The following is a 26447-nucleotide window of genomic DNA, read 5'->3' as shown; positions in this document are numbered from 1 at the left end:
ATGCCACAGGGTCGCAGCACGGCACTGGTCGCAGGAGATGGCCCGGCCGGATTGATCGCGTCACTGGTGCTTGCCAAGGCAGGCGTGCCGGTGACCTTGCTCACCGGCGCGCCCTCGCCCCAGCACGGGCATGTCCACACCATCACCGCAGACACGTTACGCGCCATTGGCCTGCTGGCTGGAACGCCACTGGCAGGCTTCGCCGATCAACCGGCATGGCAGATCGTGGGCTCCAAGCTGGTGCGCGCGGTCGATCGCCCGGTGCTGGACGCCAGACGGCTGACGGCGCAGTTGCGCGAATTGCTGGAGCAAACCGGCCTCGCGCCGGTTGCCGTTGTCGCCTGTGGGTCTGCCGAGGCTCTGACCGGCAAGGCGCTCGACTGGCTGGCCGATCCGGAGCGGACCGGCGCGGATCTATGCATTGATGCGACCGGCGGCAGTCGTCTGATCCTGAAAGCGCGCGACCCCCGGCTCGATCTGTTCGAAACCGGCGGTCACAGCGTCTACAGCAGCTGGCACGGGACCTCTGCCGTTGCGCATCCGCAGGTGACGCTGTGCGAGACGCTGGCGAGCGGCGGTGCGGCCCTGATGGTGATTGACAGCCATCAGGTGACGATGACCTGGCAGTCAGAAAGCACGGTGACCGAGGGGGAACGGGATCGCTGGCTGAGCACCTTAGCCGAAATGGCGCCGGCGGGACTCAGGGCGACGGTGCACGCGGCCACATTCAGCAGCCACCGCCTCGCTCATCGCGCGCCGGTGGCCCGCCGCGCGGCGATTGAACAATTGACCGATCACCCCGGCGCGGTGCTGCTCCCGATTGGCGATGCCCTGCTGCAAACGGCTCCGCAGATGGGAAAGGGCTTTGCCCAGCTCGGCGGGCAATGCGGGCAATTGCGCGCGCATTGCCGCGCTGCGCGGCCGGATTGGGCGAGTTTGGCCCAAGCCCTCGCCGAAGGGGCCGATGCCGCTTTCCTGAGCGCGGCGCTGGTCGGCGCGGCGCTCGACGCACGCGTGCCGTGGGAGCAGGCGGCCTCGCAGTCGCGAGCGCGGGGTTCCGAAACCCAAGAGGAAGAGCGGACGCTGTCGCAGATGGCGGACCTGACACCGCGCAGCAACAGCGGCCCTGCGCTTACCCCGCCGTTATCGCCTCCAGCGGCACATCCATGATCGGATAGCGACGCCAGTCGGCCCAGTCGTAATGCCACCACTCGTTGGCCAGCGGCACGAACCCCTCGGCGACCATCCATGCCTCAAGCAACCGGCTCAGCTCCAGCGCCTCGGGCGGGGCGGCGGTGTTGCTGCGATAGGCGGCCGGGGTGAAATCGTCATAGGGGCTGGGCATCACGACCTCTGCGCCGCCGCGGTGCAGCGTAAGGTCGATGGAACAGCCGCGATTGTGGCGCGATCCGGTGCGCGGGTCGGCAACGAATTCGCGCCTTTCGGGCGGAGTTTCCTCCCACATCATCCGCGTGATGCGCCAGGGGCGATAGGCATCGAAGATCAGCAGGCCATAGCCGTGCGCCTCGGCGCGGGTCTGCACGCGAGACAGGGCTTCGGCGACCGGACGCTGGGCCACGGCGCGGGGCAGGGGGTAGAGCACCCGGCCCATGAAGTTGGCGGGCGTGGCGTAACGGATATCCAACCGGAGCCGCGGATCGAAGCGGGCGAGATCGACCAGATCGGGCGCGAGGTTGGCGGCGGGGTCAATGGGGAGGGCGAGGGCCTCGCCTGCAATACGCCCTGCGCATCCGCTCAGCGCCCCGCTTGCCAGCAGCGCCGCAACGCCTTGCCACGCTGTCCGGCGCGAGACGCTCCGCATCAGGCCAGGCCGATCACTGACCTTCCTCATCGCAGCCGCCACAATTCCTTGTGGCGGCGGGTGGGCCGCTGACCTTCGGCCATCAGGCTGGTGCGCGGCAGCTGGGCTGCCATGCGGGTCGGCAGCAACGCCAACAGACCTGTGCGCAGCTTCACCCAGCTGGTGCTGAAAAAGATCAAGGCGGTGCCTGCAAGCGCAAATCCCGCCATGATCGCTGCCTCCCCATTGTTACCGACATCGAAGATGCCGACTGTCGGCAAAAGGCTGCCGACAAGGAGCGAACGCCTGTCGAGCAGCAGCGATAGCAACGCTGCCCCCAGCACCATCGCCAACACCCACGGAAATTGATCGAACGAAAGACCGGTGAAAATCAACTCGCCATCGACCATCTGCGAGCCGGTCAGCAGCGAAAACAGCGCGCGGCTCATCAGCACCCCGGCAACGCAATGCAGCCAGAAGGCGGTCTGCGAGCGTTCGGTCTCGCGCCGTATGTCGGTCAGATCCCACCAGATGCCCGCGATCATCGCACCGCTCGCGATCAGCAGCGCGGCCGCCGCAACCGGCCAGCGCGTATCCATCCCCACCAGTTCGCTGATCGCTGCCAGTGCCGCAAAGGCATAGATGCCCGTGACGAGTGCGGGTGTGGGGGGAAAGCCGAACCGCAACCAGTGCCGCCGCATGCTGGCACAATGGGCGATGATCACGACGAACAGGAAGACTTCTTCATACCGGCTGATCGACCAACCTGAGAGAAACAGATCGTAGGCAACGAATATGGCGACCAAGATCGCGAAGAAGCCGAACCCCGCAAAGGCGCTTGTCAGCACCAGCCCCATCGCCGGAGACGCCCGCAGGTTGATGCGCTCGGTCAGCCGGAACAGAGCCAGCGCCGTGCCTGCGCACAGACCCGAGCCCAGCAGATTTCCGCCTGTGTTCCGGGGGCCGACCAGTATTCCGGCCGCGATGGCCACGGCGATCAGCACCATCGCCGCCCCGATGGCGACCACCAGATCGGCATAGCCACCGAAGATCTGGAATTTTTCCGAGGTCGCGCCGGTCATCCCGTCGCGCTGCGCCTGGAAATTGCGCAGAGCAATCGCCTGGTCTTCACCGATGATGCCCGCGGCGGCCGCTGCATCGAGATCGATCTCCGTACGCATTGCGACCCATCCCCTCCTGAACGCGCATGATATCCGACAAGGTCTTGCAAAACCATTGCCCTTCCCGGCGGACGTGATTTTGCAGTCGGCGGGATACAGCGTGGATTAAGAACGTTGCCCCTCTTGTGACCCCACAAAGAATCGCTAACTTGCGAGGCGACATGAAAGAGTTTTTCCAGCACGCCGCTACGACCGATGGGGTCACTGTCCGGGTAGCCGTCAACTACCTGCCGGAACAGTCGCATCCGGAGGCGGGGAAGTGGTTCTGGGTCTATCACATCCGGATCGAGAACGCCTCGCACGAGCCGATGCGCCTGCGCACCCGGCACTGGCGCATCACCGATGGGCGCGGGATGGTGAACCATGTCGATGGCGAAGGCGTGGTGGGCGAACAGCCGCTGCTGACCCCCGGCCAGAGCCACGATTACGTCTCGGGCTGCCCGCTGACGACGCCGTTCGGGTCGATGGAGGGGTTCTACACCTTCGAACGGGCCGATGGCTCGCCGACCGAGGTGCGCATCCCCTTCTTCCCGCTCGCCGCGCCGGAGACGGCTGAGGGCCGCACGCCGCGTTGATACTTGCGGGGCGGGGCAAGCGCGCTTAATCGCCATTCCCGTGAAGCGCACCCACTTGCCCCTCAACGCCTTGCGCGTGTTCGATGCCGCCGCGCGGCACCTCTCCTTCACCCGGGCGGCGGACGAGCTGGCGGTCACCCCCGCCGCGGTCGGCCAGCAGATCCGCGCGCTGGAGGACGTCCTCGGCGTCGTCCTGTTCCGCCGCACCTCCAAGGGCCTCGAACTCACGCCCGAGGGTGAGGCCGGGCTCGACCCCTTGCGCGAAGGGTTCATGCGGTTCGAGGAGAGCGTCGCCGCGATGCAGGCGGGGCAGGCGTCCGACCGGTACACCATCGCCGTCCCGCGCGAATTCTACGCCGAGTGGCTCGCCCCCCGCCTCGCCAAGTTCCAGGCGGGCACGCCCGGCGTCCAGTACATCCTCGCGCCCGACGAACACGCCGACTTCACCGAGGCGAACCTCGACCTCGCGATCCGGCTGGTCGACGGGCCGGGCGAGCTCCAGGGGGTGCAACTCGCCCCCGCGATGCGCGTCACCGTCGCCGCGCCGGAGTACCGCGCGGCGTGGATCGACTGGCCGGGCATGACGCTGCCCGATGGCATCAACCCCTGCATCCGCGCCGGATCGCCCGGACAGGCGCTCGCCTCGGCGCTGGCGGGGATGGGCCGCACGATCCTCCCCCTCGCTCTGGCCGAGCGCTCGCTCGCGCTGGGCACCCTCACCGCCCAGAGCGAGCCCGAGCCCGGCACCCGCGCCTACTGGCTGCTCGCCCCCCCGCCGCAATGGCGCTCCAAGAAGGTCAAGGCGCTGGTCGCGTACCTGTCGGCCTAATCCTCCTCCTCCCCCCATTCCCCCGTCAGCTCGTAACGGATGCGGTCGTAGAGCCAGTGGCCGGGCTTCACCATCCGCGCATCGACCATGTGGTGGCTGCGATGCCGGATCACGAAACAGAGCATCGAATTGGCGCGCGGGTTGTGCGCCCCCTCGGCCAGCGCCCGCTCAAGCGCGCAATCCTCCAGCCGCTCCGTCCCCCATGCCAGCGCCGCATCCCACGCCGCACGAAACCCCTCCGCCCCGGGCCGCTCCCGCAGTTTGTAGAGCGCCTCCACACTCTTGCCGACATGGAGCGCCGCCGATGTGACGATCCCGCTCGCCGCCAGATGATAGACGAAGGCGCGTTGCACATCGGGCGTGATCGAATTGCGGCGCGGACACGGGTGGATGAAGGGGAGGAAGTCCAGCAGCGGATCATCCGCGGGAAAGCCCTCCTCCGCAAACGCCACCGCCGAGGTTGCCTGCCGCGGCACGGCGCGCTTGTTGACGAGCGTGGGGGGAGGGGGAGCAGCGGGGCGTTCGGTCATGGCCCGGGGGGAGATTGCACAGATTTTCCGGGTAGGAAAATGCAAAAAGCCCCTCCGCTTCAGGGGGGAGAGCGGCGTCCTTTCTCCCTTGCGTCACCCCGGGCTTGCCTGCCCCGGCGCAGGCCGGGCACCCGGGGCCAGGCTTCCTTGGGTTTCACGCGTAGACGCGAAGAGGGCGGCGCGACGGGCCAGCGGGGTTCACGCAGAGACCGCAGAGGCGCAGGCAGGCGCAGAGATGCCAGCGCTCGCCGCCAGTCCCCCCTCCCCTTGGCCCCGACTCAAGGCCGGGGCAGGTATCGGGGTCGGGGGAGGGGGCGGAGCCACAAGGGCGCGTGTACCACTGAACCGGCGCGCGGCGCAGCATGCGCAACCGCGCCTTGAAACTGAGCCGGCTTACCATTCAGGAATCATTGCAATTCGCCTATGATGCATTAATTGCGGCGATCGCTGTTAAGTGTGTAGGATGGCTTATGCCGTTCGCAAAATGAGTGTTGATGCACATGACCATGATGATTGACTGGATAGACTTCGGCCAAGTTTCTGCGGAGCGTGATGAAAATCTCTCCAGTTACTTCTTTGAAAATGGCGTGCTTCAGGCTGTAGTCGATAATCGATATCGGTTCTTGGTATTAGGGCGGAAGGGCGCTGGAAAAACTGCCGTATTTCAGCATTTCAATGAAAATTACGGACGATATCTCAATGAAGGTGACATCGCCGTCAATCTCTCCCTGCAGAATTATTCATGGGATGTGCATTCATTGCTCTCCGCCGAAGGAAAGGCAAGTTCTCTAGCCTATATTCAGTCATGGAAATATATAATATATTTGCTTTGTGTTAAGGAGATTGCAGGAAAAGTTAAATCAAAAAAAATTAGAGATGCCGTCAAGATTATTGAACGTATTTACAGTTCACCTGTTCCTTCTTTGGGGCAGGTTATTGGTCAGAAGTTGCTTCAACTGAGTAAGCTGAAGCTACCCAGTGGAGCTTTCGATTTTGAAGGATTGAATTTCGATGGCTTGAGTGCTGATGGTGGTGAAATTTCTTTCACAGAGGTTCAAAAGGACGACGGCTTACAGGTTCAGCTTAATCGTTCCATCGAGCGCTTGACGGATATATTCGAGGACGCACTTACCGAGTGCGTAGAGAATGGGCCTCGGATTGTGATTTCTTTCGACCGCATCGACGAAGCTTGGGACACTGCGTCATTTGAAGCAAGTCAAAGGATCATCGCTGGTTTAGTAGGTGCATCGGAGTTTATTAACTCGAAATTCCGTGGTAAGCTCCGACCAATTGTATTTTTGCGCGAAGACATTTTTGAGACGATTGATCTTAATGATAAAAATAAACTTCGTTCTGACTGCGGTCAACTTCTTGCTTGGTCCAAGGAGGGATTGTCCCGTATGATCTTGGAGCGTGTCAATTTCTATGCGAAGAATGCGGGTCAGAGCGAGCTTCTAAAGATCGAAGAACTTTTCGACAAAGATCAAATGAGGCAGCAACGCGCTCCATTTGATCATATCATGCTGCGGACGATGGTTAGGCCGCGCGATTTTATTAGGTTCTTCCAGCTCGTCAGGGAGGACATGCTTCAACGCCGTGACAACCCTTTCGACGAGGAAGATGTGAATGCGGACCGTTTGGAATGCCAAGCCATTTACAACGTAGAGCCTGCCTATTCAGAGTGGCTTGTCGAGGAATTGAAAGATGAATGGCGAACGCAGTTTCCGATGATCAACTCACTTCTTGCGACAATACAGAGTATGGGTAAGACTAACTTTGATCGGGTGGATTTTGAAAGGGCGTTGAAGGCCAATGGAGCATCTTGCACTTCAAATGATGTCACCTCGTATCTGAGGTTTTTGTTCGATAATTCGATTATCGGTTTTCGAGTGGGGAAGTCCAATCAATGGCGCTACAAGTGTTTCTTTAGCTCTCAAGGCTTTGTGGAATCTGAGCTATATAAGGTCCATGACGGATTGCATCGGGGGCTCAACTTGACCGAAAGCCGCGCGGCTAGCTAATCGAACTCAACACCAGCCTTTGACCTCCACCCAAACCGCTGCTCCCCAAAGTAGTAATCCAAACCCCGGCCTGCGCCGGGGTGACGAACGCGGGGGGCGGTGGCTCCGCGAGTCTGTTTGTTTTCGCCCTCAAGCGCCGGGCGGTGGACGTCCGTCCACCTTGGCTTTCGCGCCATAAGGCGGGGCGCGCGGTCGCGCTTGCGGCGGCTGCGCCACCGTTTGTGCGCGACACGGGCGGTTTGGGGCTCCGCAAAGTAAGCTGGGCCCCGGATCCCCGGCCTGCGCCGCGGCAGGCAGGTCCGGGGTGACAGGGAGGGGGTAGGGCATTGCTCGCTCTCCAACTCCCGCCTTGACCCTCCACCCAAACCCGCCTAAGGGCGCGCATCTTCCGGGGTCATTCCCGGTTTGAGCTGAACATTGGCGGTGCGTCTCCTTTGCGGGGCAGTCGTCAAAGTAACCCGGTGGCCGAAGGGCCGGATCTGCGGGTGGAGCGTTTCAGTCTCTTCGTCATCCCGGCGAAAATCGGGATATCGTGCCGCGGGCCATGCGCTTGCGGAATGCGGTCCCGGGTCAAGCCCGGGATGACGAATTGGCTTATTCTTCTCCTCCCCCATCGTCCGGCACCCGTGTCACCCTCGTCTCGATCCCTTCAGGGAAAGTGGGAACCGGTTTCCCGCCCGGAAGGGTCGACAAAAAGGTGAAGTGAGAACTTAATGCCGACAATCAACCAGCTGGTCCGCAAGGGCCGCGTTCCGCAGAAGGCCAAGTCCAAGGTCCCTGCGATGGAGCAGAACCCGCAGAAGCGCGGCGTTTGCACCCGCGTCTACACGACGACCCCGAAGAAGCCGAACTCGGCGCTGCGCAAGGTGGCCAAGGTTCGCCTGACCAACCAGCGCGAGGTCATCAGCTACATCCCCGGTGAAGGCCACAACCTGCAGGAGCACAGCGTTGTGCTGATCCGCGGCGGGCGTGTGCGCGACCTTCCCGGCGTGCGTTACCACGTCCTGCGCGGCGTGCTCGACACCCAGGGTGTGAAGGACCGTCGCAAGAGCCGCTCGAAGTACGGCGCCAAGCGTCCGAAGTGACCTGTCCGGGGGACAGGTCATCCTCGAAAAATCGCCTTAAGCGATTTTATCGGGGATCTCAGTCCTCCCAATAGAACGCTTGTTTGGCAGAGTTTTTTTAGACCGAGTGCAAGAGGCCCTAGGTCCCAGCTTTCGCTGGGATGACGTTTGAAGAGGTCGCTGCGCTCCCGAGTCTGGAGTATTTGAAATGTCACGTCGTCGTCGTCCCGAAAAGCGGGTCATCCTGCCCGATCCCCAGTATGGTGATCAGATCCTGTCGAAGTTCATGAACAACCTGATGTATGACGGTAAGAAGGCCGTCGCTGAAGGTATTGTGTACAACGCGCTCCAGACTGTCGAGGCCAAGGCCAAGGCGGACCCGATCCAGCTGTTCCATGATGCGCTGAACAATGTGAAGCCGCAGGTCGAAGTGCGCAGCCGCCGCGTTGGTGGTGCAACCTATCAGGTGCCGGTGGAAGTTCGCCCCGAGCGTGCGCAGGCCCTCGCGATCCGTTGGTTGATCAATGCGGCGCGCGGTCGTCCGGAAACCACCATGGCAGCGCGTCTGTCGGGTGAGCTGCTGGATGCGGCCAACAACCGCGGCAACGCGGTGAAGAAGCGCGAAGACACGCACCGCATGGCGGATGCGAACCGCGCCTTCTCGCACTACCGCTGGTAACACGCTGATTGTGGGCAGCCGGGGGAAGGGTCTTCCGGCTGTCACAATCATCACTATATGGAGCGCGCTGCGGGCCCCTTGTCGGGCCGGGCCGCTTCTCCAACACCAAGGAATTCCTCATGGCACGCAGCCATCCGATCGACCGCTACCGCAATATCGGCATTATGGCGCATATCGACGCCGGCAAGACCACCACGACCGAGCGGATCCTGTTCTACACCGGCAAGTCCTACAAGATCGGCGAAGTGCACGATGGCGCGGCGACGATGGACTGGATGGAGCAGGAGCAGGAGCGCGGGATCACGATCACCTCGGCCGCCACGACCTGCTTCTGGTCGGTCGCCGATGGTCCGGAACACCGCATCAACATCATCGACACCCCGGGACACGTGGACTTCACGATTGAAGTCGAACGCTCCCTGCGCGTGCTCGACGGCGCCGTGGCCTGCTTCGACGGCGTGGCCGGGGTTGAACCCCAGTCCGAAACTGTTTGGCGTCAAGCCGACAAATACGGCGTCCCCCGCATGTGCTTTATCAACAAGCTCGACCGGACCGGCGCCAACTTCAAGTATTGCGTCCAGTCGATCATCGACCGTCTGGGTGCGCGTCCGGCTGTGCTTTACATTCCCATCGGTCTCGAAGCCGATCTGAAGGGTCTCGTCGACCTCGTGCACAATCGCGCGATCATCTGGAAGGATGAGTCGCTGGGTGCCGAGTTCGTTTATGAGGACATCCCGGCTGATCTGGCTGACGAAGCTGCGATCTATCGCAGCGAGCTGATCGAACTCGCCGTCGAACAGGACGACGAGGCGATGGAAGCCTATCTCGAAGGCAACGAGCCTGATGTGGCGACCCTGAAGGCGCTGATCCGCAAGGGCACGCTCAACCAGTCGTTCGTGCCGGTGTGCTGCGGCTCGGCGTTCAAGAACAAGGGCGTGCAGCCCCTGCTCGACGCTGTGGTCGACTACCTGCCGTCGCCGCTCGACATTCCTGACGTCCAGGGCGTCAAGATGGACAGCAACGAGACCGACAGTCGCCCCGCGACCGACGAAGCACCGTTCAGCGCGCTCGCGTTCAAGGTGATGAACGATCCGTTCGTCGGCAGCCTGACCTTCATCCGCATCTATTCCGGTACGCTCGGCAAGGGCACCTACCTGAACTCGGTGAAGGACAAGAAGGAAAAGGTCGGTCGTATGCTCGAAATGCATGCGAACGAGCGCAAGGACGTGGACGAAGCCTTCGCAGGCGACATCATCGCGCTCGCCGGGATGAAGGAAACCACCACCGGTGACACGCTCTGCGCAGCCAATGCGCCGATCGTGCTCGAGCGGATGGAATTCCCCGAGCCGGTGATCGAACTGTCGGTGGAACCGAAGACCAAGGCTGACCAGGAAAAGATGGGCATCGCGCTCAATCGCCTGTCGGCTGAAGATCCGAGCTTCCGCGTCTCGACCGATCACGAAAGCGGCCAGACCATCATCAAGGGCATGGGCGAATTGCACCTCGACATCATCGTCGATCGCATGAAGCGCGAGTTCAAGGTCGAAGCCAATGTCGGCGCGCCGCAGGTGGCCTACCGCGAATACCTCGCCCGCGAGGTCGATGTCGATTACACCCACAAGAAGCAGTCGGGCGGCTCGGGCCAGTTCGGCCGCGTGAAGGTCACGGTCACCCCCGGTGAACGCGGCCAGGGCGTGATCTTCGAAGACCAGATCAAGGGCGGGAACATCCCGCGCGAATACATCCCGGCGATCGAAAAGGGCTTCCGCGAACAGGCGGCCAGCGGTCACCTGGTCGGCTTCCCGATCATCGACTTCAGCATCAAGCTGACCGATGGTGCGTACCACGACGTCGACTCGAGCGCGATCGCGTTCGAAATCGCCGCACGCGGTGCCATGCGTGAAGTCGCGCAGAAGTCGGGCATCAAGCTGCTCGAGCCGATCATGAAGGTTGAAGTGGTGACCCCCGATGATTACCTCGGGGATGTCATCGGCGACCTCAACAGCCGGCGCGGACAGATCCAGGGCACCGACACGCGCGGCAATGCCCAGGCGGTGGAGGCCTTCGTGCCGCTCGCCAACATGTTCGGCTATGTCAACGAACTGCGCTCGTTCACGCAAGGGCGTGCGCAGTACTCCATGCAATTCTCGCACTATGACGAGGTTCCGGCCAACGTCGCAGCCGAGGTCAAGGAGAAACTTGCCTAAGCTGCTTCGGCAGTCTAGGGGCGGCGCCTGATTCAGCGGGCACCGCCGTTCTCCCGCGAACACATCGTTTCATTCAAGAAGGTACACCAGAGAAATGGCCAAGGAAAAGTTCCAGCGGAATAAGCCGCACTGCAACATCGGCACCATCGGTCACGTTGACCATGGCAAGACCACGCTGACCGCCGCGATCACCAAGGTGATGGCTGAAACCTACGGCGGCGCTGCTGTCGATTTCGCCAACATCGACAAGGCTCCGGAAGAGCGTGAGCGCGGGATCACCATCTCGACCGCACACGTCGAGTACGAATCGGCTGCGCGTCACTACGCTCACGTCGACTGCCCGGGTCACGCTGACTATGTGAAGAACATGATCACCGGTGCCGCCCAGATGGACGGCGCGATCCTCGTGGTGAACGCCGCTGACGGCCCGATGCCCCAGACCCGTGAGCACATCCTGCTCGCCCGTCAGGTCGGCGTGCCGGCGCTGGTCGTGTACATGAACAAGGTCGACCAGGTTGACGACGAGGAAATCCTCGAGCTCGTCGAACTGGAAGTCCGCGAGCTGCTGTCGTCGTACGACTTTGACGGTGATAACATTCCGATCATTAAGGGTTCGGCTCTGGCCGCTCTCGAAGGTCGCGATGACAACATCGGCAAGGATTCGGTGATTGCGCTGATCGAAGCTGTCGACAGCTTCATCCCTCAGCCCGACCGTCCGGTCGACAAGCCGTTCCTGATGCCGATCGAAGACGTGTTCTCGATCTCGGGTCGCGGCACTGTGGTGACCGGCCGTATCGAAACCGGCATCGTCAACGTCGGCGAAGAAGTCGAAATCGTCGGCATCAAGGACACCCGCAAGACCACCGTCACCGGCGTGGAAATGTTCCGCAAGCTGCTCGATCGCGGTGAAGCTGGCGACAACGTCGGCGCCCTGATCCGCGGCGTTGCCCGTGAAGAAGTCGAGCGTGGCCAGGTTCTCTGCAAGCCCGGTACGGTCAAGCCGCACACCGAGTTTGAAGCCGAAGTCTACGTGCTGTCGAAGGATGAAGGTGGCCGTCACACGCCGTTCTTCGCCAACTACCGCCCGCAGTTCTACTTCCGCACCACCGACGTGACCGGCGAAGTGATCCTTCCCGAAGGCACCGAAATGGTGATGCCGGGCGACAACGTTTCGATCGGCGTGAAGCTGATCGCTCCGATCGCCATGGACGAAGGTCTGCGCTTCGCAATCCGCGAAGGTGGCCGCACCGTGGGTTCGGGCGTCGTTGCCAAGATCACCAAGTAAGGTTCTGCTCCCGCCTGGGAGCTGACTGAACGCAAAGCAGGCCCGGCCGCTCATCTGAGCTGCCGGGCCTTTTTGTGTGCGGCCTATGGCTCGTAAAAACGTGGTTGCCGGTTTCCGGGTTCGGCCACGCGACAAAGGGTTGGGGCAGGGCGGTTTTGCTGGTTGGGCGCGGTCATTTCACCCCCGCGCAATTTCCTTCCACTTGGCCCTTGCCAGAATCCAACACGCTCCGTATAGGCGCGCATCCGCAGACGAGATTCGTTCCGTCTGTCACGAGTTTTGAAGAAGGCCGCCCGCTCTCGGGAAACCGGAATTGAGCGGGGCCGGCCTTTGTTTTTGGGAAATACCGGGTGACCGGTTGCTCCTTGGCTCTTTCGCATCGGTAGTAGGACATGGAAGCTCAGAATATCCGTATTCGCCTCAAGGCGTTCGACCACCGCGTTCTCGACCAGGCAACTGGTGAGATCGCTGATACGGCCCGCCGCACTGGCGCTCTTATTCGTGGCCCCATTCCCCTGCCGACGCGTATCGAGAAGTTTACCGTGAACCGCGGTCCGCACGTCGACAAGAAGTCGCGCGAGCAGTTCGAAGTTCGCACCTACAAGCGGCTGCTCGATATCGTGCAGCCCAACGCCCAGACTGTCGATGCTTTGATGAAGCTCGATCTGGCTGCCGGCGTGAACGTCGAGATCAAGCTGGCCTAAGCCAGCCGAAATGCCCCCGCTTCGGTGGGGGCCTCTATCGTTGAGGCCCTATGTGCCTCACCTGACGATAGGGTGGATACCGCCGGATGAAAATCATCCGGGCTGCGTCCCCCGTCTTGCTCCAGCGGCCACCCGGCCAGCATGAGCACTCAGCCCGGACGGGGCGATGCATGACAATTTGGGCTGAACTGGGCTGCAGCGTCTGACGCTGTGGCCTGCCATGCACCTTGCGGATGGTCCGTAGGGTGCCTCTGTTGAGGAGTAACTGACGATGCGCACCGGCGTTATCGCAAAGAAAGTCGGGATGACCCGCCTCTTCCAGGAGGACGGACGGCACGTGCCTGTGACCGTTCTCGCGCTGGAAGATTGCCAGGTGGTTTCGCACCGCACCGAAGACCGTGATGGCTACTTTGCCGTCCAGCTCGGCGCAGGCGAAGCCAAGCAGAAGAACGTTGCCAAGCCGCAGCGTGAACATTTCGCCAAGGCCGATGTCGGCCTGAAGAAGCGCGTCGCTGAATTCCGCGTCGAAAACGCCGATGGCCTCGTGCCGGTCGGCTCGACCATCAGCGCCGAGCATTTCATCGCTGGTCAGATGGTCGACATCACCGGCCACACGCAGGGTAAGGGCTTTGCCGGCGCCATGAAGCGTTGGGGCTTCGGCGGTATGCGCGCCACCCACGGTGTGTCGATCTCGCACCGTGCCCACGGTTCGACGGGTAACCGTCAGGATCCGGGCCGCGTGTTCAAGGGCAAGAAGATGGCCGGCCACATGGGCGACCGTCAGCGCACCCAGCAGAACCTCGAAATCGTCCGTACCGATGCTGAGCGCGGTCTCCTCTTCGTCAAGGGCTCGGTCCCGGGTGCGAAGAATGGCTGGCTGCTCGTTCGCGACGCCGTGAAGCTTCCGCTTCCCGAAGGCGTGCCGTTCCCCGGCGCGGTGCTCGACAAGAAGGCCCCGCAGGCTGACGAGACCCCCTCGGTTGTCGAAGCTGCCGCCGAAGACGTGGTCGTGACCGAAGCCGTCGAAACCGACGCTCCGGCCACCGAAGAAAACAAGGAAGGCTGAGCCATGAAGATCAAGGTTCAGAACATCGACGGTACTGCGGTCAAGGGCGCAGACATCGAGCTTTCGGACGACGTGTTCGGCATCGAGCCGCGCGCCGACATCCTGCACCGGGTCGTGACCTGGCAGCTCGAAAACCGCCGCGGCACTGCCCGCCCGACGCGTGAGCGTTCGGACGTGGCCCGCACCGGCAAGAAGTTCGGCAAGCAAAAGGGCGGCGGTACCGCTCGTCACGGCGACCGTGCAGCTCCGATCTTCATCGGCGGCGGTAAGGCCCACGGCGCGCGCAAGCGTGACTTCGAGCAGTCGCTCAACAAGAAGATCCGTGCGCTCGGTCTCAAGATGGCGCTTTCGAGCAAGGCCAAGGACGGTCTCGTCGTGGTTGACACGCTGGAACTCGCCGAAGCCAAGACCAAGGTGCTCAAGGGCCACCTCGCCAAGGCCGGTTTTGCGGGGAAGGTGCTGGTGATCGACGGCGAACAGGTGGACGCTGGCTTCAAGAAGGCTGCCGGTAACCTGCCGGGCATCAATGTGATGCCGGCCATGGGCGCCAACGTCTATGACATCCTCAACCACGACACGCTGGTGCTGACCAAGGCTGCTGTCGAAAAGCTGGAGGCGCGCTTCAATGGCTAAGAAGCAGACTGTCGATGCGCGTCACTATGACGTGATCATCGCGCCGCACATCACCGAAAAGTCGACCCTCGCGTCCGAGAACAACGCAGTGGTCTTCAAGGTCGCCAACTCGGCGACCAAGCCCCAGATCAAGGAAGCGATCGAGGCGATCTACGACAAGAAGGTCGTCGCCGTGAACACTCTGGTGGTCAAGGGCAAGACCAAGCGCTGGAAGGGCAAGGCCTATCAGCGCAGCGACGTGAAGAAGGCCATTGTCACCCTCGCCGAGGGTGAAATGATCGATATCACCAGCGGTATCTGAGGCCAAGGGACAGGACACGAACAATGGCACTCAAGAACTATAAACCGACCAGTCCCGCTCGCCGCGGTCTGATTCTGGTCGACAAGTCCGCGCTCTACAAGGGCAAGCCGCTCAAGGCGCTTACCGAAGGTAAGCACAAGACTGGTGGTCGGAACAACAAGGGCCATGTCACCTCGCGTGGCATCGCCGGTGGTCACAAGCAGAAGTACCGCTTCATCGACTTCAAGCGTCGTAAGTGGGACATGCCGGCCACTGTCGAGCGTCTGGAATATGACCCCAACCGCACCGCCTTCATCGCACTGGTGAAGTACGAAGATGGTGAGCAGGCCTACATCATCGCTCCGCAGCGTCTTGCTGTTGGCGACTCTGTGGTTGCTGGCGAAAAGGTCGACACCAAGCCGGGCAACGCGATGCTGCTGGGTCAGATGCCGGTTGGCACGATCTGCCACAACGTCGAGATGAAGCCGGGCAAGGGTGGTCAGATCGCCCGTTCGGCCGGCACTTACGTGCAGGTCGTCGGTCGTGACCGCGCGATGGTCATCGTTCGCCTGAACTCGGGTGAGCAGCGTTACCTGCGCGCCGATTGCATGGGCACTGTGGGCGCCGTGTCGAACCCCGACAACGGCAACCAGAACTTTGCCAAGGCTGGCCGCAAGCGTTGGATGGGCGTCCGCCCGCTGACTCGCGGTGTTGCGAAGAACCCGGTCGACCACCCGCACGGTGGTGGTGAAGGCCGGACCTCAGGCGGTCGCCATCCGGTGACCCCGTGGGGCAAGCCGACCAAGGGTGCCCGTACGCGCCATAACAAGCAGACGGACAAGATGATCATCCGTTCGCGTCACGCGAAGAAGAAGAGGTAAGAGACGATGGCACGTTCCGTCTGGAAAGGTCCGTTTGTCGAGCTGAGCCTGTTGAAGAAGGCTGAAAGCGCGCAGGAAGCGAGCAACGTCAAGCCGATCAAGACCTGGTCGCGGCGTTCGACGATTCTGCCGCAGTTCGTCGGGCTCACCTTCAATGTCTATAACGGGCACAAGTTCATTCCCGTTTCGGTTTCGGAAGAAATGGTCGGCCACAAGCTTGGTGAATTTGCGCCCACGCGCACCTTCCCCGGTCACGCTGCCGACAAGAAGGGCAAGCGCTGATGAGCAAGGCAAAGGCACCCCGCCGCGTGGGCGATAACGAGGCGCTGGCCGTCGGCACCACGATCCGTGGTTCGGCGCAGAAGCTCAACCTCGTTGCTGCCCTGATCCGTGGCAAGAAGGCTGAAGAGGCGTTGAACATTCTCGCCTTTTCGAAGCGGGCAATGGCGCGCGATGCGAGCAAGGTGCTCGCTTCGGCAATCGCCAATGCTGAGAACAACCACAACCTCGACGTTGATGCGTTGATCGTGGCGGAAGCTTCGGTCGGCAAGTCGGTGACGATGAAGCGGTTCCACACCCGCGGCCGCGGCAAGTCGACCCGGATCCTCAAGCCGTTCTCACGGCTGCGGATCGTCGTTCGCGAAGCAGAAGAGGCGTAAGATGGGCCAGAAGAGCAATCCGATCGGTCTGCGCCTGCAGATCAACCGCACCTGGGACAGCCGCTGGTACGCCGAAGGGCGTGACTATGCGCAGCTGCTCAAGGAAGATGTCGCGATCCGCAAGTACATCATGAAGAACCTGCCGCAGGCGGCAGTTTCCAAGGTGGTGATCGAGCGTCCGGCCAAGCTGTGCCGCGTGTCGATCTATGCGGCGCGTCCCGGCGTGATCATCGGCAAGAAGGGTGCAGACATCGAAAAGCTGCGCTCGAAGCTGGCGACCATGACGCCGAGCGACGTGAAGCTGAACATCGTTGAAATCCGCAAGCCGGAAATCGACTCCAAGCTCGTTGCGCAGGGCATCGCCGATCAGCTGGTTCGCCGCGTGGCGTTCCGTCGGGCGATGAAGCGCGCGATGCAGTCGGCCATCCGGCTCGGTGCCGAGGGGATCAAGATCACCTGCGGTGGCCGTCTTGGTGGTGCAGAAATCGCCCGGGTTGAATCGTATCGTGAAGGCCGCGTTCCGGCGCACACGCTGCGTGCCAACATCGATTACGCCGAGTGCGAGGCGCTCACCGCCTACGGCATCATCGGGATCAAGGTGTGGATCTTCAAGGGCGAGATTCTCGCTCATGATCCGACCGCCCAGGACCGCCTGATGATGGAAGCGCAGACTTCCGGCGTCCGTCCGGCTCGTTGAGGTAACAGACCATGTTGCAACCGAAAAAGCACAAGTTCCGCAAGCAGTTCAAGGGACGGATCAAGGGCGAAGCCAAGGGTGGAACCACCCTCAACTTCGGCTCCTATGGTCTCAAGGCTCTGGAACCCGAGCGGATTACCGCACGTCAGATCGAAGCGGCTCGCCGCGCGATCACGCGTCACATCAAGCGTCAGGGCCGTCTCTGGATCCGCGTCTTCCCCGATGTGCCGGTGACCAAGAAGCCTGCTGAAGTCCGTCAGGGTAAGGGCAAGGGTTCGGTCGAATATTGGGCAGCCCGCGTGAAGCCGGGTCGCATCCTGTTCGAACTCGACGGCGTTGCCGGCCCGCTCGCGGCCGAAGCGTTCGAGCGTGCAGCCATGAAGCTGCCGATCAAGACCAAGGTTGTTGCCCGTCTCGGCGACACCAGCCACCTGGGAGGCGAATAATGGCCGACTTTGCGGACCTTCGCACCAAGACTGATGATCAGCTGTCCGCCGAGCTCACCGAGCTGAAGCGCGAGCAGTACAATCTGCGGTTCCAGGCTGCGACCAACCAGCTCGAGGCTCCCTCGCGCATCCGTCAGGTGCGCCGGACCATCGCGCAGATCAAGACGCTGCAAAACGAGCGCGCGGCCAAAACCGCCGCCGCCAAGGCGTAAGGAGTAGCACAATGCCCAAGCGCATCCTCGTCGGGACTGTGACCTCCGACAAGACCAACAAGACCGTGACCGTGCTGGTCGAACGCAAGGTGAAGCACCCGCTGTACGGGAAGATCATCCGTCGTTCGAAGAAGTATCACGCGCACGACGAAACCAATGAATACACCGTGGGTGACGTGGTGCGGATCGAAGAGACCCGCCCGATGTCCAAGACCAAGACCTGGATCGTCAAGGACCGGGTTGTGGCAGGCGGCGTGCAGGCGGTGGAAGCCGACCTCGACGTGGCAGCTGCGGGTAACTGAATTAGGCGTAATCGGAACTGTCAGGCCCCGGTCGGATCGGGCGTCCTGGTAAGCCAGTGAGAAGGAAGACGGATCAATGATCCAGATGCAATCCAATCTCGACGTCGCGGACAACAGCGGCGCCAAGCGCGTCCAGTGCATCAAGGTGCTGGGCGGGTCGAAGCGTCGTACCGCGGGCGTCGGCGATGTGATCGTCGTCTCCATCAAGGAGGCGCAGCCGCGCGCGAAGGTCAAGAAGGGCGATGTCCATCGCGCCGTGATCGTCCGCACCCGCAAGGAAGTGCGTCGTCCCGACGGCACCGTGATCCGTTTCGACAGCAATGCTGCCGTGCTGGTCAACAAGAACGAGGAGCCGATCGGCACCCGTATCTTTGGCCCGGTGGTGCGTGAACTGCGTTCGCGCGGCTTCATGAAGATCATTTCGCTCGCTCCGGAGGTGCTGTGATGGCTGCTGCGAAGATCAAGAAGGGTGACAGCGTCGTCGTGCTGTCGGGCAAGGACAAGGGTCGTACCGGTACGGTCGCTCAGGTCATGCCGAAGGACGGCAAGGTCGTTGTCGAGGGCGTGAACATCGCTGCCCGTCACCGCAAGCCCAGCCAGCAGAACCCCCAGGGTGGCATCGACCGGTTCCCGGCTCCGATGCACATCTCGAAGGTTGCGCTTGCTGATCCCAAGACCGGCAAGGCTACGCGCGTCCGTTTCGAAATGAAGGACGGCAAGAAGGTCCGCGTCGCCGTGAAGAGTGGGGAGACCATCGATGGCTGATTATACCGCCCGGATGAAGGCCAAGTACGACACGGAAATCGTGAAGGCGATGACCGAGAAGTTTGGCTACAAGAACCGTCTCGAAGTCCCCAAGCTCGAGAAGATCACGCTCAACATGGGCGTCGGCGAAGCGAGCCAGGACAAGAAGAAGGTCCAGACCGCTGCCGAAGAAATGGCGCTGATCGCTGGCCAGAAGCCGGTCATCACCATCGCCAAGAAGTCGATCGCGCAGTTCAAGCTGCGTGAAGGCATGCCGATCGGTTGCAAGGTCACCTTGCGCCGTGAGCGCATGTACGAGTTTCTTGATCGTCTCGTGACCGTAGCCATGCCGCGCATCCGGGACTTCCGCGGGCTGAACGCCAAGTCGTTCGATGGCCGCGGGAACTACGCGATGGGGCTGAAGGAACAGATCGTGTTCCCCGAAATCAGCTACGACAAGATCGAGAAGGTGCGCGGGATGGACATCATCGTCACCACCACCGCCAAGACCGATGAAGAGGCGCGCGAATTGCTGCGTCTGTTCGGCTTCCCCTTCCAGGGCGAAGCACCGGGCGCAAAGGCAACCGAACAGAAGGAGGCGGCGTGAGCCGCTTCCCCCAAAAGACACTAGGCAAGAGAGCTTAAGTCCATGGCGAAACTGAGTTCCATCAACAAGAATGAGCGTCGCAAGAAGCTCGTCAAGCAGTACGCTGCGAAGTACGAGAAGCTGAAGGCGATCGCGAATGACGAGTCCCTCGACGAGACGGAGCGCCTGGTCGCTCGGCTCAAGATGGCAGAGCTTCCGCGCAATGCGAACCCGACCCGGGTCCGCAACCGTTGCGCCACCACCGGCCGCCCGCGCGGCTATTACCGCAAGTTCGGCATCAACCGCATCGAACTGCGTCAACTCGGCAACAGCGGGATGATTCCCGGTCTGACCAAGTCGAGCTGGTGAGGACTGAACTATGGCTATGACCGATCCTCTGGGTGATATGCTCACCCGCATCCGCAACGGCCAGCGTGCGAAGAAGGACTCCGTGCTCACGCCCGCGAGCAACCTTCGCGCAAGCGTGCTCGAAGTGCTTCAGCGTGAAGGCTATATCCGTGGCTACAGCGAAGACAATTCGGGCATGCACCCGGCGCTGCGGATCGAACTGAAGTATTTCGAAGGCGAGCCCGCGATCAAGCACGTGGCCCGCGTCTCCAAGCCGGGTCGCCGGGTCTATTCGGGTTCCAAGGAACTGCCGACGATCCGTAACGGCCTTGGCATCACGATCGTCTCGACGCCGCGCGGCGTGCTCTCGGATGCCGAAGCACGCAGCCACAACGTCGGCGGCGAAGTCCTGGCGGAGGTGTTCTGATGAGCCGCATCGGTAAAAAGCCGGTGGCGATCCCGGGCGGTGTTACCGCCACGATCGACAACGGCACCCTCACGGTGAAGGGCCCCAAGGGGACTCTGACCCTAGGCCTGTCCGACCTCATCGACTACAAGGTCGAAGAGGGCGAGATCTCGGTCAAGCCGGCCAATGACAGCCGTCAGGCGCGGGCCTTCTGGGGCATGCAGCGTACGCTGGTGTCGAACCTGGTCGAAGGCGTCACTGACGGCTTCACCAAGGTCCTCGTCATCAAGGGCGTCGGCTACCGTGCCAATGCGCAGGGCCGCAATCTGAAGCTGCAGCTTGGCTACAGCCACGATGTCGACCTGCCTGTGCCCGAGGGTCTTGAAGTCAAGACTCCGGACCAGACCACGATCGAGATTTCCGGGACCGACAAGCAGGCCGTTGGCCAGTTTGCCGCCGAAATCCGCCGTTGGCGCAAGCCCGAGCCCTACAAGGGCAAGGGGATTGCCTACAAGGGCGAGTTTATCTTCCGCAAGGAAGGGAAGAAGAGATAAGATGGCAAAGCTTTCCCTTTTCGAACGGCGCCGTCGCCGCGTTCGCACCGCTCTGCGTGCACGTGCCGGTGGCAAGCCCCGTCTGTCGGTGCACCGCACCGGCCGTCACATCTACGCCCAGATCATCGATGATGCAGCCGGCAAGACTGTCGCTGCGGCTTCGACGCTCGGTGCCAAGGCGAGCGGCGCGAATGTCGATGCCGCTGTCGAGGTCGGCAAGGCGATTGCCGAAGCTGCCAAGAAGGCGGGCGTGACCACTGTCGTGTTCGATCGCGGCGGGTTCCTGTTCCATGGTCGCGTCAAAGCGCTGGCCGATGCCGCCCGTGAAGGCGGGCTGGAGTTCTGATTATGGCTGACGAGAACACCATCGAAACCCCCGAAGTGGTCAGCGAAGTTGCTGGCGATGCCGGTGAAGCGCAGGGCCGTCGTGGCCGTGGCCGTGGCGGCAACCGTGAAGGCGGTGGCGGCGATCGCGGACGTGGTCGTGGCGGTCGTGATGACCGTCGCGGCGGCAAGCAGGAAGAAGATGACGGCATCATCGAAAAGCTGGTGCACATCAACCGCGTCTCCAAGACCGTAAAGGGCGGCAAGCGCTTCGGCTTTGCTGCGCTGGTCGTGGTCGGCGACGGTCAGGGCCGCGTTGGCTTCGGCCACGGCAAGGCTCGCGAAGTGCCCGAAGCGATCACCAAGGCAACGGCCGCGGCGCGCAAGAAGATGATCCGCGTTCCGCTCAAGGAAGGCCGCACTCTGCACCATGACGGCAACGGCCGTTTCGGCGCGGGCAAGGTTACGCTGCGTACGGCGCCTCCGGGGACCGGCATCATCGCCGGTGGTCCGATGCGCGCTGTGTTCGAGAGCCTGGGCGTTGCTGACGTGGTGACCAAGTCGGTCGGTACGTCGAACCCCTACAACATGATCCGCGCCACCTTCGATGCGTTGACCGATCAGACTTCGCCGAAGTCGGTTGCCCAGCGTCGTGGCAAGAAGGTCGTCGACCTTCTGGGTCGTGGCGGGGCCAGCGCAGTTGAGGCTGAAGCCGACGCTGCGGCGATTGTGGAGTAATTCGAGATGGCTACCATCAAGATCAAGCAGGTCGGTTCGCCGATCCGTCGCCCCGCCAGTCAGCGCCAGATCCTCATCGGTCTGGGGCTGAACAAGATGCACAAGATCGTCGAGCGTCAGGACACCCCCGAGGTGCGCGGCGCAATCGCCAAGATCCCGCATCTGGTGCAGGTGATCGACTAAAACTCAGGCAGGCCCCGCATAGTCGGGGCCTTCCTTTCTCTCAGCGCGACAAAAGCGAAAGCGAGTGCACGATTATGAAACTGAATGACATCCGCGACAATGCCGGTGCCCGCAAGGGTCGGATGCGTGTGGGCCGTGGTATCGGCTCGGGCAAGGGTAAGACCTCGGCGCGCGGTCAGAAGGGTCAGAAGGCCCGTTCCGGTGTGGCGATCAAGGGCTTTGAAGGCGGTCAGATGCCGCTGCACATGCGCCTGCCGAAGCGCGGCTTCAACAACCCCTTCGCCAAGGACTACGCCGAAGTGAACATCGGCATGATCCAGAAGTTCATCGACGCCGGCAAGCTCGACGCCAAGGCCACCATCACCGAAGACGCGCTGCGCGCGGTCGGTCTGGTGCGTGATGGCAAGGACGGCGTGCGTCTGCTGGGCAAGGGTGAGATCACCGCCAAGGTGACCTTCGCCGTGACCGGTGCGACCAAGGGCGCCATTGCTGCGGTCGAAAAGGCCGGTGGCAGCGTCGAAGTGGCGGCTGCACCGACCCCTGAGCATGAGAAGAAGCTTGCTCGCCGCGACGCCAACAAGGCTGCGAAGGCGAAGTAATCGACAAAAGGTGACGCGCGGGGGTTCGACAAGTGCCCCCGCGCTCCCTATTTACGCTCTCGCGCGCCGGATGGGCCCTTCTGATGCAGGGCCAGCTCTTGCAGCACAGGCGCGCATTGGATGGTTCGGGATGGTTGCAGGTCAGCCATGACTACCGGATCAAGAGCTAGGACTGACAGAACGACATGGCATCACGCGCCGACAATATCGCGAGCAACCTGAACCTCGGCAACTTTGCCAAGGCGACCGAGCTCAAGCAGCGCATCTGGTTCACGATCGGGGCGCTGATTGTCTTCCGCTTCCTCAGCTTCGTGCCGCTGCCTGGCGTCAATCCGCTGATCCTGAGCGAGCTGTACCAACAGACCCGCGGTGGCATCCTCGACCTATTCAACGCCTTTTCGGGCGGCAGTCTTGAGCGCATGAGCCTCATCGCGCTCGGCGTGATGCCCTATATTACTGCCTCAATCGTGGTGCAGATGGCCTCGGCTTTGCACCCGGCGCTGTCCGCGCTGAAGAAGGAAGGCGCGAGCGGGCGTCAGAAGCTCAACCAGTACACCCGCTATGGCGCGGTGCTGCTGTGCATCATTCAAGGCTATGCGATTGCGGTGGGGCTTGAAAGCTTCGCCGCGCAGAACGGCCTCGCGGCGGTGGTCAACCCCGGCTACATGTTCCGCGTCGTTGCGGTCATCAACCTCGTCGGCGGCACCATGTTCCTGCTGTGGCTGGGTGAGCAGATCACCAGTCGTGGTATCGGCAACGGTATCTCGCTGATCATCATGGCGGGCATCGTGGCCCAGTTCCCGAGCTTCGCCACCAACCTGTTCGAAGGTGGCCGCACCGGCTCGATTGCGCCGTGGATCATCATCGCCTTTCTCGTGATGGTGGTCGCGCTGATCCTGCTGATCGCCTTCATGGAGCGCGCCCAGCGCCGCCTGACGATCCAGTATCCCAAGCGTGCGACCCAGCGCGGCATGATGCAGGCCGAGCGGTCCTACCTGCCGCTCAAGATCAACACGGCGGGCGTGATCCCTCCGATCTTCGCCAGCTCGCTGTTGCTGCTGCCGCTGACGATCACGCAGTTCGCGGGCAGCTCGGTTGACACCAATAGCAGCTTCTATTCGGTGCTTCAGGCACTGAACCAGTACCTCGCGCATGGTCAGCCGCTCTACATGACGCTCTATGCGATCGGGATCATCTTCTTCTGCTTCTTCTACACTGCGGTGGTGTTCAACCCCGAAGAAACGGCCGATAACCTGAAGAAGAATGGCGGCTCGATCCCCGGTATTCGTCCCGGCAAGCGGACGGCGGATTATCTCGAATATGTGCTGACCCGGATCACCGTGATCGGCGCCGCTTACCTGACGGTTGTCTGCGTGGTGCCCGAATACATGATCGCGCAGACCGGTATTCCGCTGTTCCTCGGCGGCACCAGCCTGCTGATCGTCGTGAACGTGACGGTCGATACGATCAGCCAGATCCAGTCGCACCTGCTGGCCCTGCAATATGGCGATCTCATCAAGAAGGCGAAGCTCAAGGGGCGGATGCGCTGATATCCGACATTAGTCGGCTTGACGCAGGTCCCTGCTTGGTTGAACCCACTAGTCTGAATGAATGCGCCGGGCGAAGACCCGAGGCGATATTGGGGGACGGTTCGTGAACATCATTCTTCTTGGCCCTCCCGGCGCGGGTAAGGGAACGCAAAGCGCAGGGTTGGTCGAGCGGCATGGCATGCGCCAGCTTTCGACCGGCGACATGCTGCGCGCCGCGGTCAAGGCCGGCACGCCGGTCGGCATCCGCGCCAAGGAAGTGATGGAGCGCGGCGAGCTGGTCTCGGATGAGATCGTCTCCGATCTGATCGATGCTGAACTGGCCGCCATGGCGCCTGAAACGGGTGCGATCTTCGATGGCTATCCCCGCACGGCCGCGCAGGCTGACGCGCTTGACGCGATTCTGGCACGCAATGGCCGACTGCTCGACCATGTGATTGAGCTCGAAGTGAACGAGGACGCGCTGGTAGAGCGCATCACTGGCCGCTTCTCCTGCGGCAATTGCGGCGCGTTGTATCACGACACCGCCAATCCGCCCAAGACGCCGGGCGTGTGCGACACCTGCGGCAGCACCGAATTCAAGCGTCGGCCCGACGATAACGAAGAAACCGTGCGGATGCGGATGCAGGAATACCGCGCCAAGACGGCGCCGATCCTGCCTGGCTATGAAGCGCGCGGGATTGTGACGCGGGTTGACGGCATGGCCGCGATCGACACCGTCGCGGGTCAGATCGACGCAATCCTCGACAGCTGAGCCGAGCGGGACTTGTGTCCCCCACGCTTTTGGCCCAGCCTTCGGCACGGATCGTACGGGAGGGTCTTGCCATGAAACTTCACTTTGGCGCGCCCATGGCGCTGCTTGGCCTCGCCTCGATGGCTTGGGGCGCAGCCGCCTCGGCCGAGGTTACGCGCGCAACGGACGATAGCTTCGTCTCGCGCCACGAAGTCGTGGTGAAGGCCAGCCCCAAGCAAGTGTGGCTCGCGCTGATCTCGCCCGCTACCTGGTGGACCTCGGAACACACGTGGTCAGGCAGTGCCAAGAACCTGACGCTCGTCCCTCAGGCCGGGGGCTGCTTCTGTGAAACCATCCCCGAGGTCGACGAGCCGGGGCGCTTTACCCTTGAAGGCAGTGTCGAGCACATGCGGGTGGTGCAGGCCTATCCCGAATCCGCACTGCGGATGGTCGGCAACCTCGGCCCGCTCCAGAGCGAGCCGGTGACCGGGGTGCTGACGATCGCAATCAGCAAGGTCGACAAGGGTACCCGGATCGTATGGGAGTATAATGTCGGCGGCCCGATGCGGTATGAAGTGCCGGTGATTTCCAAGGCGGTCGACGGGGTGATGGGTGTTCAGCTTGCCGCTTTGGCAAAGCCTTTGGTGGTCGTGGCAATGCCGTCCTCGTCTGCTGCAAAGCCCGCCGCAGGCCCGCCCGCTGCTGCACCAGCGCCGCCCGTCGCCAAGCCGGCCATCGACCCTGCCGCGAAGCCTGCAACTCTGCCTGCGCCGAAGCCCGCTGCCGCCACGCCTGCACCCGCTACGGCCCCGAAGCCGGTCGCCGCACCGGCTGCCAAGCCTGCTGCGCCGAAGCCGGAGCCAAAGCCAGCGCCCAAGTCCCCTTCGGTGGCGGATGTATTCGGCGATCTGGCGGACGAGCCGCCGCGCTAGCGCCAAGGGTTGAGGAGTGGGACGGGGCTGGGTGCCAGGCCTTGGGCCGCGTTCCGCTTTGCGACCGATCCGCAGTCCTTCGCCTTGCGGTTGACGGCCCGGACGAATCAGCCTATGCGCGCGGCTCATTCGACATGTTCGAAGCAAGTTCGGCAGGCATCGCCCTTGCGCGTGCCAACCGGGCTTTTTGCCGTTTGTGATCCTGCCACTTGGCAAATCACGCGGCAAGCGGACACAAGAATGAATTGAGCGTTGAGATAGGGGTGGTCTTTAATTGACCTAAGTCCCTGTGGAGCATGGAGAAATAAGTGGCTCGTATTGCCGGGGTCAATATCCCCACCAACAAGCGCGTGATCATCGCGCTGACCTATATTCACGGTATTGGTCGTACCACCGCCGTCCAGATCGCTGACAAGCTGGGTATCGCGCACTCTGCGCGTGTGCAGGACCTCTCTGATGAGGAAGTGCTGCGGATCCGCGAAACCATCGACGCCGATTTCACCGTGGAAGGCGACCTGCGTCGCAACACCGCGATGAACATCAAGCGCCTGATGGATCTGCGCGCCTATCGCGGCCTGCGTCACCGTTCGGGTCTCCCCGTCCGTGGCCAGCGCACCCACACCAACGCCCGCACCCGCAAGGGCAAGGCCAAGCCCATCGCGGGCAAGAAGAAGTAAGCGAGCGGGGCTCACCCCCTTTGC

General features: G+C 62.2%; 36 protein-coding genes. 33 read left to right on the top strand and 3 right to left on the bottom strand.

Annotation, left to right across the window (positions count from 1 at the left end; all coding sequences use genetic code 11):
- Complete coding sequence (locus tag GVM20_RS07785; protein ID WP_166546640.1) at positions 1-1170, top strand: FAD-dependent monooxygenase family protein; 1170 nt, start codon at positions 1-3, stop codon at positions 1168-1170.
- On the opposite strand, the gene GVM20_RS07780 is transcribed toward GVM20_RS07785, so the two are convergent.
- Both GVM20_RS07780 and GVM20_RS07775 read right to left on the bottom strand, forming a co-directional pair.
- Positions 1133-1852, bottom strand: a complete 720-nt coding sequence (locus GVM20_RS07780; RefSeq protein WP_166546639.1) for a M15 family metallopeptidase — start codon at positions 1850-1852, stop codon at positions 1133-1135. The two genes, GVM20_RS07785 and GVM20_RS07780, sit on opposite strands and share 38 nt — an antisense overlap.
- Positions 1849-2982, bottom strand: coding sequence for a hypothetical protein (locus tag GVM20_RS07775; protein ID WP_166546638.1), 1134 nt, complete (start codon positions 2980-2982; stop codon positions 1849-1851). Before GVM20_RS07775 ends, GVM20_RS07780 begins: the two co-directional genes overlap by 4 nt.
- A 161-nt stretch (positions 2983-3143) precedes the next feature.
- On the opposite strand from GVM20_RS07775, the gene apaG reads away from it, so the two are divergent.
- Entirely contained in the window at positions 3144-3557 is a 414-nt protein-coding gene (apaG, locus tag GVM20_RS07770; protein ID WP_166546637.1) for a Co2+/Mg2+ efflux facilitator ApaG/CorD, read from the top strand.
- A 40-nt stretch (positions 3558-3597) separates the two neighbouring features.
- A complete protein-coding gene (locus GVM20_RS07765; RefSeq protein WP_166546636.1) occupies positions 3598-4386 on the top strand; it encodes a LysR family transcriptional regulator in 789 nt (262 codons plus the stop codon).
- On the opposite strand, the gene GVM20_RS07760 is transcribed toward GVM20_RS07765, so the two are convergent.
- Positions 4383-4916 (bottom strand): hypothetical protein, encoded by a 534-nt coding sequence (locus tag GVM20_RS07760; protein WP_166546635.1) that lies wholly within the window; start codon positions 4914-4916, stop codon positions 4383-4385. The two genes, GVM20_RS07765 and GVM20_RS07760, sit on opposite strands and share 4 nt — an antisense overlap.
- 500 nt (positions 4917-5416) lie before the next feature.
- Here GVM20_RS07760 and GVM20_RS07755 point away from each other — a divergent pair, with 500 nt between their 5' ends.
- From GVM20_RS07755 to rpsM, 30 genes are all read left to right on the top strand, one after another.
- Positions 5417-6937, top strand: a complete 1521-nt coding sequence (locus tag GVM20_RS07755; RefSeq protein WP_166546634.1) for a P-loop ATPase, Sll1717 family — start codon at positions 5417-5419, stop codon at positions 6935-6937.
- Between the two features lie 713 nt (positions 6938-7650).
- Positions 7651-8022, top strand: coding sequence for a 30S ribosomal protein S12 (gene rpsL, locus GVM20_RS07750; RefSeq protein ID WP_054118152.1), 372 nt, complete (start codon positions 7651-7653; stop codon positions 8020-8022).
- A gap of 187 nt (positions 8023-8209) precedes the next feature.
- Positions 8210-8680: a 30S ribosomal protein S7 gene (rpsG, locus tag GVM20_RS07745; protein WP_101791189.1), complete on the top strand. Its 471-nt coding sequence runs from the start codon at positions 8210-8212 to the stop codon at positions 8678-8680.
- 119 nt (positions 8681-8799) lie between these two features.
- Positions 8800-10887 (top strand): elongation factor G, encoded by a 2088-nt coding sequence (gene fusA, locus GVM20_RS07740; RefSeq protein WP_166546633.1) that lies wholly within the window; start codon positions 8800-8802, stop codon positions 10885-10887.
- Between the two features lie 94 nt (positions 10888-10981).
- Positions 10982-12172, top strand: coding sequence for an elongation factor Tu (gene tuf, locus GVM20_RS07735; protein WP_166546632.1), 1191 nt, complete (start codon positions 10982-10984; stop codon positions 12170-12172).
- Between the two features lie 392 nt (positions 12173-12564).
- Positions 12565-12876, top strand: a complete 312-nt coding sequence (rpsJ, locus tag GVM20_RS07730) for a 30S ribosomal protein S10 (protein ID WP_017665146.1) — start codon at positions 12565-12567, stop codon at positions 12874-12876.
- Positions 12877-13147: 271 nt separating this feature from the next.
- The gene (rplC, locus tag GVM20_RS07725; RefSeq protein WP_166546631.1) at positions 13148-13942 is read left to right on the top strand and encodes a 50S ribosomal protein L3; all 795 of its coding nucleotides are present in this window, start codon (positions 13148-13150) and stop codon (positions 13940-13942) included.
- Positions 13943-13945: 3 nt separating this feature from the next.
- Positions 13946-14575, top strand: a complete 630-nt coding sequence (rplD, locus tag GVM20_RS07720; RefSeq protein WP_166546630.1) for a 50S ribosomal protein L4 — start codon at positions 13946-13948, stop codon at positions 14573-14575.
- Positions 14568-14876, top strand: coding sequence for a 50S ribosomal protein L23 (locus tag GVM20_RS07715; RefSeq protein WP_160761288.1), 309 nt, complete (start codon positions 14568-14570; stop codon positions 14874-14876). The genes rplD and GVM20_RS07715 overlap by 8 nt, the downstream gene beginning before the upstream one ends.
- Before the next feature lie 23 nt (positions 14877-14899).
- Positions 14900-15736 carry a 50S ribosomal protein L2 gene (gene rplB, locus GVM20_RS07710; protein ID WP_166546629.1) on the top strand — a complete coding sequence of 279 codons (837 nt, stop codon included), beginning with the start codon at positions 14900-14902 and terminating at the stop codon, positions 15734-15736.
- 6 nt (positions 15737-15742) lie between these two features.
- Positions 15743-16018, top strand: a complete 276-nt coding sequence (gene rpsS / locus GVM20_RS07705; protein WP_160761286.1) for a 30S ribosomal protein S19 — start codon at positions 15743-15745, stop codon at positions 16016-16018.
- Complete coding sequence (rplV, locus tag GVM20_RS07700; protein ID WP_054118161.1) at positions 16018-16395, top strand: 50S ribosomal protein L22; 378 nt, start codon at positions 16018-16020, stop codon at positions 16393-16395. The genes rpsS and rplV overlap by 1 nt, the downstream gene beginning before the upstream one ends.
- A 1-nt stretch (position 16396) precedes the next feature.
- Complete coding sequence (rpsC, locus tag GVM20_RS07695; protein ID WP_160761285.1) at positions 16397-17092, top strand: 30S ribosomal protein S3; 696 nt, start codon at positions 16397-16399, stop codon at positions 17090-17092.
- 11 nt (positions 17093-17103) lie between these two features.
- Complete coding sequence (rplP, locus tag GVM20_RS07690; RefSeq protein WP_160761284.1) at positions 17104-17538, top strand: 50S ribosomal protein L16; 435 nt, start codon at positions 17104-17106, stop codon at positions 17536-17538.
- Positions 17538-17750 carry a 50S ribosomal protein L29 gene (gene rpmC, locus GVM20_RS07685; RefSeq protein WP_166546628.1) on the top strand — a complete coding sequence of 71 codons (213 nt, stop codon included), beginning with the start codon at positions 17538-17540 and terminating at the stop codon, positions 17748-17750. Before rplP ends, rpmC begins: the two co-directional genes overlap by 1 nt.
- Positions 17751-17761: 11 nt before the next feature.
- Positions 17762-18052, top strand: coding sequence for a 30S ribosomal protein S17 (rpsQ, locus tag GVM20_RS07680; RefSeq protein WP_160761282.1), 291 nt, complete (start codon positions 17762-17764; stop codon positions 18050-18052).
- Positions 18053-18128: 76 nt separating this feature from the next.
- A complete protein-coding gene (gene rplN / locus GVM20_RS07675) occupies positions 18129-18497 on the top strand; it encodes a 50S ribosomal protein L14 (RefSeq protein ID WP_101791177.1) in 369 nt (122 codons plus the stop codon).
- Positions 18497-18817, top strand: coding sequence for a 50S ribosomal protein L24 (gene rplX, locus GVM20_RS07670; RefSeq protein WP_166546627.1), 321 nt, complete (start codon positions 18497-18499; stop codon positions 18815-18817). Before rplN ends, rplX begins: the two co-directional genes overlap by 1 nt.
- Positions 18810-19403: a 50S ribosomal protein L5 gene (gene rplE, locus GVM20_RS07665; RefSeq protein WP_166546626.1), complete on the top strand. Its 594-nt coding sequence runs from the start codon at positions 18810-18812 to the stop codon at positions 19401-19403. Before rplX ends, rplE begins: the two co-directional genes overlap by 8 nt.
- A gap of 42 nt (positions 19404-19445) precedes the next feature.
- Positions 19446-19751 (top strand): 30S ribosomal protein S14, encoded by a 306-nt coding sequence (gene rpsN, locus GVM20_RS07660; RefSeq protein ID WP_086609106.1) that lies wholly within the window; start codon positions 19446-19448, stop codon positions 19749-19751.
- A gap of 10 nt (positions 19752-19761) precedes the next feature.
- On the top strand, positions 19762-20157 hold the full coding sequence (rpsH, locus tag GVM20_RS07655) for a 30S ribosomal protein S8 (RefSeq protein ID WP_166546625.1): 396 nt from the start codon (positions 19762-19764) through the stop codon (positions 20155-20157).
- Complete coding sequence (gene rplF, locus GVM20_RS07650) at positions 20157-20690, top strand: 50S ribosomal protein L6 (RefSeq protein WP_160761277.1); 534 nt, start codon at positions 20157-20159, stop codon at positions 20688-20690. Before rpsH ends, rplF begins: the two co-directional genes overlap by 1 nt.
- 1 nt (position 20691) lies before the next feature.
- The gene (rplR, locus tag GVM20_RS07645) at positions 20692-21036 is read left to right on the top strand and encodes a 50S ribosomal protein L18 (protein ID WP_160761276.1); all 345 of its coding nucleotides are present in this window, start codon (positions 20692-20694) and stop codon (positions 21034-21036) included.
- Between the two features lie 2 nt (positions 21037-21038).
- Positions 21039-21752 (top strand): 30S ribosomal protein S5, encoded by a 714-nt coding sequence (gene rpsE / locus GVM20_RS07640; RefSeq protein WP_234031907.1) that lies wholly within the window; start codon positions 21039-21041, stop codon positions 21750-21752.
- 6 nt (positions 21753-21758) lie between these two features.
- Positions 21759-21935, top strand: a complete 177-nt coding sequence (rpmD, locus tag GVM20_RS07635) for a 50S ribosomal protein L30 (protein WP_072675046.1) — start codon at positions 21759-21761, stop codon at positions 21933-21935.
- Positions 21936-22009: 74 nt separating this feature from the next.
- Complete coding sequence (rplO, locus tag GVM20_RS07630) at positions 22010-22534, top strand: 50S ribosomal protein L15 (protein WP_166546624.1); 525 nt, start codon at positions 22010-22012, stop codon at positions 22532-22534.
- Between the two features lie 185 nt (positions 22535-22719).
- On the top strand, positions 22720-24084 hold the full coding sequence (secY, locus tag GVM20_RS07625) for a preprotein translocase subunit SecY (RefSeq protein ID WP_166546623.1): 1365 nt from the start codon (positions 22720-22722) through the stop codon (positions 24082-24084).
- A gap of 103 nt (positions 24085-24187) precedes the next feature.
- The gene (locus GVM20_RS07620) at positions 24188-24835 is read left to right on the top strand and encodes an adenylate kinase (protein ID WP_166546622.1); all 648 of its coding nucleotides are present in this window, start codon (positions 24188-24190) and stop codon (positions 24833-24835) included.
- A 71-nt stretch (positions 24836-24906) separates the two neighbouring features.
- Complete coding sequence (locus tag GVM20_RS07615) at positions 24907-25746, top strand: SRPBCC family protein (RefSeq protein WP_234031906.1); 840 nt, start codon at positions 24907-24909, stop codon at positions 25744-25746.
- 308 nt (positions 25747-26054) lie between these two features.
- Complete coding sequence (gene rpsM, locus GVM20_RS07610; protein WP_160761271.1) at positions 26055-26423, top strand: 30S ribosomal protein S13; 369 nt, start codon at positions 26055-26057, stop codon at positions 26421-26423.
- The last annotated feature ends 24 nt before the right edge of the window (positions 26424-26447 follow it).

Source organism: Porphyrobacter sp. SLTP (genome assembly GCF_009905735.1).
GTDB lineage: Bacteria > Pseudomonadota > Alphaproteobacteria > Sphingomonadales > Sphingomonadaceae > Erythrobacter.
The sequence above is the reverse complement of the archived record's forward strand: the minus strand, read 5'-3'. Positions and strand labels throughout refer to the sequence as shown.

Coding starts and splice junctions, on each gene's coding strand:
- GVM20_RS07785 (WP_166546640.1), top strand. CDS start 1: ATGCCACAGGGTCGCAGCACGGCACTGGTCGCAGGAGATGGCCCGGCC.
- GVM20_RS07780 (WP_166546639.1), bottom strand. CDS start 1,852: ATGAGGAAGGTCAGTGATCGGCCTGGCCTGATGCGGAGCGTCTCGCGC.
- GVM20_RS07775 (WP_166546638.1), bottom strand. CDS start 2,982: ATGCGTACGGAGATCGATCTCGATGCAGCGGCCGCCGCGGGCATCATC.
- apaG (WP_166546637.1), top strand. CDS start 3,144: ATGAAAGAGTTTTTCCAGCACGCCGCTACGACCGATGGGGTCACTGTC.
- GVM20_RS07760 (WP_166546635.1), bottom strand. CDS start 4,916: ATGACCGAACGCCCCGCTGCTCCCCCTCCCCCCACGCTCGTCAACAAG.
- GVM20_RS07755 (WP_166546634.1), top strand. CDS start 5,417: ATGACCATGATGATTGACTGGATAGACTTCGGCCAAGTTTCTGCGGAG.
- rpsL (WP_054118152.1), top strand. CDS start 7,651: ATGCCGACAATCAACCAGCTGGTCCGCAAGGGCCGCGTTCCGCAGAAG.
- rpsG (WP_101791189.1), top strand. CDS start 8,210: ATGTCACGTCGTCGTCGTCCCGAAAAGCGGGTCATCCTGCCCGATCCC.
- fusA (WP_166546633.1), top strand. CDS start 8,800: ATGGCACGCAGCCATCCGATCGACCGCTACCGCAATATCGGCATTATG.
- tuf (WP_166546632.1), top strand. CDS start 10,982: ATGGCCAAGGAAAAGTTCCAGCGGAATAAGCCGCACTGCAACATCGGC.
- rpsJ (WP_017665146.1), top strand. CDS start 12,565: ATGGAAGCTCAGAATATCCGTATTCGCCTCAAGGCGTTCGACCACCGC.
- rplC (WP_166546631.1), top strand. CDS start 13,148: ATGCGCACCGGCGTTATCGCAAAGAAAGTCGGGATGACCCGCCTCTTC.
- rplD (WP_166546630.1), top strand. CDS start 13,946: ATGAAGATCAAGGTTCAGAACATCGACGGTACTGCGGTCAAGGGCGCA.
- GVM20_RS07715 (WP_160761288.1), top strand. CDS start 14,568: ATGGCTAAGAAGCAGACTGTCGATGCGCGTCACTATGACGTGATCATC.
- rplB (WP_166546629.1), top strand. CDS start 14,900: ATGGCACTCAAGAACTATAAACCGACCAGTCCCGCTCGCCGCGGTCTG.
- rpsS (WP_160761286.1), top strand. CDS start 15,743: ATGGCACGTTCCGTCTGGAAAGGTCCGTTTGTCGAGCTGAGCCTGTTG.
- rplV (WP_054118161.1), top strand. CDS start 16,018: ATGAGCAAGGCAAAGGCACCCCGCCGCGTGGGCGATAACGAGGCGCTG.
- rpsC (WP_160761285.1), top strand. CDS start 16,397: ATGGGCCAGAAGAGCAATCCGATCGGTCTGCGCCTGCAGATCAACCGC.
- rplP (WP_160761284.1), top strand. CDS start 17,104: ATGTTGCAACCGAAAAAGCACAAGTTCCGCAAGCAGTTCAAGGGACGG.
- rpmC (WP_166546628.1), top strand. CDS start 17,538: ATGGCCGACTTTGCGGACCTTCGCACCAAGACTGATGATCAGCTGTCC.
- rpsQ (WP_160761282.1), top strand. CDS start 17,762: ATGCCCAAGCGCATCCTCGTCGGGACTGTGACCTCCGACAAGACCAAC.
- rplN (WP_101791177.1), top strand. CDS start 18,129: ATGATCCAGATGCAATCCAATCTCGACGTCGCGGACAACAGCGGCGCC.
- rplX (WP_166546627.1), top strand. CDS start 18,497: ATGGCTGCTGCGAAGATCAAGAAGGGTGACAGCGTCGTCGTGCTGTCG.
- rplE (WP_166546626.1), top strand. CDS start 18,810: ATGGCTGATTATACCGCCCGGATGAAGGCCAAGTACGACACGGAAATC.
- rpsN (WP_086609106.1), top strand. CDS start 19,446: ATGGCGAAACTGAGTTCCATCAACAAGAATGAGCGTCGCAAGAAGCTC.
- rpsH (WP_166546625.1), top strand. CDS start 19,762: ATGGCTATGACCGATCCTCTGGGTGATATGCTCACCCGCATCCGCAAC.
- rplF (WP_160761277.1), top strand. CDS start 20,157: ATGAGCCGCATCGGTAAAAAGCCGGTGGCGATCCCGGGCGGTGTTACC.
- rplR (WP_160761276.1), top strand. CDS start 20,692: ATGGCAAAGCTTTCCCTTTTCGAACGGCGCCGTCGCCGCGTTCGCACC.
- rpsE (WP_234031907.1), top strand. CDS start 21,039: ATGGCTGACGAGAACACCATCGAAACCCCCGAAGTGGTCAGCGAAGTT.
- rpmD (WP_072675046.1), top strand. CDS start 21,759: ATGGCTACCATCAAGATCAAGCAGGTCGGTTCGCCGATCCGTCGCCCC.
- rplO (WP_166546624.1), top strand. CDS start 22,010: ATGAAACTGAATGACATCCGCGACAATGCCGGTGCCCGCAAGGGTCGG.
- secY (WP_166546623.1), top strand. CDS start 22,720: ATGGCATCACGCGCCGACAATATCGCGAGCAACCTGAACCTCGGCAAC.
- GVM20_RS07615 (WP_234031906.1), top strand. CDS start 24,907: ATGAAACTTCACTTTGGCGCGCCCATGGCGCTGCTTGGCCTCGCCTCG.